Annotated in this window: 4 protein-coding genes; 2 read left to right on the top strand and 2 right to left on the bottom strand. The window is 67.5% G+C overall.

From position 1 onward, the window contains the following. Both PMI01_RS06370 and PMI01_RS06375 read right to left on the bottom strand, forming a co-directional pair. On the bottom strand, positions 1 to 1,739 hold a 1,739-nt coding region (locus tag PMI01_RS06370), incomplete at its 3' end, for a penicillin-binding protein 1A (RefSeq protein ID WP_007665711.1). 160 nt (positions 1,740 to 1,899) lie between these two features. Then, positions 1,900 to 3,096, bottom strand: a complete 1,197-nt coding sequence (locus PMI01_RS06375; RefSeq protein ID WP_085954844.1) for an N-acetylmuramoyl-L-alanine amidase family protein — start codon at positions 3,094 to 3,096, stop codon at positions 1,900 to 1,902. A gap of 419 nt (positions 3,097 to 3,515) precedes the next feature. Between PMI01_RS06375 and PMI01_RS26670 the strand changes: the two genes are divergently transcribed. Beyond that, positions 3,516 to 3,734, top strand: a complete 219-nt coding sequence (locus PMI01_RS26670; protein ID WP_085954845.1) for a hypothetical protein — start codon at positions 3,516 to 3,518, stop codon at positions 3,732 to 3,734. Beyond that, positions 3,658 to 3,854, top strand: a 197-nt coding sequence (locus PMI01_RS06385; protein ID WP_007665716.1) for a hypothetical protein, incomplete at its 3' end; no start/stop codon positions are given. The genes PMI01_RS26670 and PMI01_RS06385, both read left to right, overlap by 77 nt.

Below are 3,854 nucleotides of genomic sequence, written 5' to 3' on the forward strand. Positions count from 1 at the left end.
GGCTCGACCCGGCGGCCGCCGTTGACGAAGGGCGTGTAGGCCGTGGTCAGCTTGAAGGGCGTGGTCTCACCCGCGCCCAGGGCCATGGCCAGGACCGGCGCCATGTCGCGGGTCACGCCGGTCTTCTTGGCCATGTCGACGATCTTCTTCATGCCGACGCTCTGGGCCAGGCGCACGGTCATGGCGTTGATCGACTGCTCCAGGCCCTTGCGCAGCGGCAGGGCCCCGTAGAACTTCTTGTGATAGTTCTCCGGGCTCCAGTCCTCGCCATTGGCCCCCTTCAGGGTGATGGCGCTGTCGACCACCACGCTGGCCGGCGTGTAGCCGTTTTCCAGGGCCGTGGCGTAGACGAACGGCTTGAAGGCCGAGCCGGGCTGACGCATCGCCTGGGTGGCCCGGTTGAAGTTCGACAGCGAGAAGCTGTAGCCGCCGACCAGGGCGATGACCCGGCCGCTGTAGGGCTCCATGGCCACCAGGGCGCCGTTGACGATCGGCACCTGCCGCAACCGATAGGCCGGCGAGGTCTCGGATTTCTCGACGAACACCAGGTCGCCGACCTTCAGGCCCTTGGTGGCGTTGGCCCAGGCCATGTCCTCGCCGGCGATCGCGCCCTCGCCCTCGTCCTTGGCGAGACGGACGGCTCCGGAGGTCGAGGTGACGACGGCGGCGCGCCAGCCGCGGCGCTCGGCCGGCGGCGCCTTGGCGCGGGCCGCCTTCTCCCAGTCGGCGTCGATCGTCTCGACATGACCCCAGGCCCCGCGCCAGCCGTGGCGGCGGTCGTATTTTTCCAGGCCTTCCATCAGCGCCACCCGGGCCGCGGTCTGCAGCTTTGGATCCAGGGTGGTGCGCATGTAATAGCCGCCCTCGTTGAGGCGCGGACCCAGGGTGGCGACACCCCGCTGGCGGACTTCCTCGACGAAATAGTCGGCGTCACGATAGGCGGCGCGCTTGGGGGCCGGCTGGACCACCAGGTCCTCGGCCATCGCCTTGCGAGCGTCTTCCTGGCTGACCCAGCCGAGCTCGGCCATCTGGCCCAGGATCCAGTCGCGACGGGCCTTGGCCTTGGCCTTGTTGCGGATCGGATGGTAATTGTCCGGCCCCTTGGGCAGGGCGGCCAGATAGGCGCACTGGGCCAGGCTCAACTCGGGCAGCGACTTGCCGAAATAGTTGTAGGCGGCCGCGCCGACCCCGAACGAGCGATAGCCCAGCCAGATTTCGTTCAGGTACAGCTCGAGGATCTGCTGCTTGTCGAGCGACTGCTCCAGGCGCCGGGCCAGGATCGCTTCCTTGAACTTGCGACCGATCGTGGCGTCGCTGGTCAGCAGGACGTTCTTGGCCACCTGCTGGGTGATGGTCGAGCCGCCTTCGAGGCGTCGGCCACGCGCGGCGTTGCCGACGTTCTTGAGCATGGCCCGCGAGAAGCCGCCCACATCGACGCCGCCGTGCTTGAAGAAGTTGCGATCCTCGGCCGCCAGAAAGGCCTGGGCCAGCTGCGGCGGGATCTGGTCGTAGGGGACGAAGATCCGGCGTTCCTTGGAATACTCGCCGATCAGGGTGCCGTCCCAGGCGTAGACGCGCGTGGCGGTCGGCGGACGGTAGTCCTGGAGTTCACCGGCGTCCGGCATGTCGTGGAACAGCCAGGCGGCGTAGATGGCGATGGCGAAGCCGGCCACGGCGATCGCGGACAGCACCGCGACACCGGCGATGGCGATCCATCGTTCTCTGGGCTTCAGATCCACGCCGCCTCCGTCGGGCGATGCACTTTCGCCCGCTCCATTCGAATCCTCTAGAGCGCGATCGGCAAAAACGTAAGCGGTTTTGCGGTCGCGGGGGCCGCCCACGTCCGACGCGTCGCCCCCATCATGGCTCTAGCGCGCATCGGGGAAGGCGCCAACGGCCCTAACGCGCGGCGATGCGGGTCTGGGCAGCGAAGTACGACTCGATCGAATTGGCTACGGCGTCCATCAGACGTCCGCGACCGGCGGAGCTTTTCAGCAGCTGCTCGTCGTCGACATTGGTGATGAAGCCCATTTCCAGCAGCACGGCCGGGATGTCGGGGGCCAGCAGCACGATGAAGCCGGCGTCGCGGTGGCTGCGGCGCAGCAGCACGGTCTCTTCGCCCACCGACTGCAGCAGGGTTTCGGCGAAGGCGGCCGAGCGGTTCTTGGTGGCGCGCTGCGACAGGTCCAGCAGGATCTGGCTGACCGCGCGGTCGCGGCCCGGCAAATTGGCCTTCATCAGCCAGTCGTCCTTCTCGAGCACCCGCGCCACGCGCTCGGTGCCCTTTTCCGACAGGGTGTAGACGCTGGCCCCGCGGGTCGCCGCGTCGGGGCCCGAATCGGCGTGCAGCGAGATGAACAGGTCGGCGTCGGCGCGGCGGGCGACCTGCACCCGCGCCTCCAGCGGCACGAAGGTGTCGGACTGGCGAGTCATGACCACGGTGTAGCGGCCGGACTTCTCCAACCTGGCCTTCAGCGCCTTAGCGGCGGCCAGGGTGACATCCTTCTCGGCGGTGTTGGCCCCCGACGAGCCGGGATCCTTGCCGCCATGGCCGGCGTCGATGACGATGACCTTCTTCAGGCGCAGGGCCGAGGCCTTGACCGGAGCCGAAACCAGGGTCGGGCGCAGGGCGGGCGCTTGAGCGCCGGGCGCGTCGGTGGATTTCAGGTCGATGACATAGCGATAGGCCGAGGCGCCGTCGCCCGGCGGCAGCAGGAAGCGTCGGCGGACTTCGGCGTTGGCCTTCAAATCCAGGCGCAGCCGCGCCCCGCCCGCGGCCTCGTCGATCGCCCAGCGCTCGACCAGCCCCTGCCCCGCGCCTTGCAGGTCGCCGGCCACCGTGACGTTGGGCAGGCCGATGACCACGCGACGATCCGTCGCTCCGTCGGCCAGCAGCTTGCCCGAGGCCGCGCGATCCAGGTCGATGACGATGCGGGTCTCGTTGCGGTCGCCGCCGAAGCGGACCTTCTGCACGCCGGCGGCCGGGGCCGGTCCCTGGGCCATGGCCACAGCGACGCCAGCCAGGGCAAGGGCGCCGACGATCATCGCCGCCCTCGCCCACCCCGTCCTCGTCGCGGAAACCAGAACCTTAGCCATCACGCCCGCTCGCCCTTGGCGACCAACCTAATCCAAAAAACGATATCCGCATCTTCGGGTACAGAAATCGTTAACCCCACGCGCGACATGCGCTCCGCCCCGACGTTCAGTCGAGCGCTTTTCTTTTATGATGCGATGTTGCTACACTATGGTCCGCGCGCTGAACGCCCTGATCGTCATGGCGGTGAGCGTGAGCGGTTCCTATCTCACGGACGCACTTGTATTCCTTCAGAATGCAAATCGCGTTCGCGGCCGGAATCGCCGGACTGAAATGAGTTTGGGCGCGATTACCAGCGTGAGGCACGAAGCCTTCGCCTGGATCGTCCCGCAGGGCCCGCGTCGGGCCCTTAAGCCGCCCCCGGCGTCGACGCTCCATCCGATCCGCGCCTTTCGGCGCGTTTAAGGAACACAGAAACCTTATGGGCTGCGCCGCACCCGACCGCCTTTGGCGACCGACCTTCCGCAACCGCTTCGGCGGTGCGACGGGCGGTGACGCGCGCGCCCTTCATTCATATCGGCGCCCGGGCCTAGCGCCCGCCGCGCGCCGTGGAGATACCCTTTATGTCGAAGAAGATGTTGATCGACGCCGCCCACGCCGAAGAGACGCGTGTGGTGGTCGTGGATGGTACCCGGGTTGAAGAATTCGATTTCGAGAGCCAGACCCGCAAGCAACTCCGAGGAAATATCTATCTCGCCAAGGTGACCCGCGTTGAGCCCAGCCTGCAGGCTGCGTTCATCGAGTATGGCGGCAACCGCCA

Origin of the sequence: Caulobacter sp. AP07, assembly GCF_000281955.1 — a bacterium.
Lineage (GTDB): Bacteria > Pseudomonadota > Alphaproteobacteria > Caulobacterales > Caulobacteraceae > Caulobacter.

Excerpts from the sequence above, each read along its gene's own strand:
- PMI01_RS06375 (WP_085954844.1), bottom strand. The coding sequence starts at position 3,096 with ATGGCTAAGGTTCTGGTTTCCGCGACGAGGACGGGGTGGGCGAGGGCG.
- PMI01_RS26670 (WP_085954845.1), top strand. The coding sequence starts at position 3,516 with ATGGGCTGCGCCGCACCCGACCGCCTTTGGCGACCGACCTTCCGCAAC.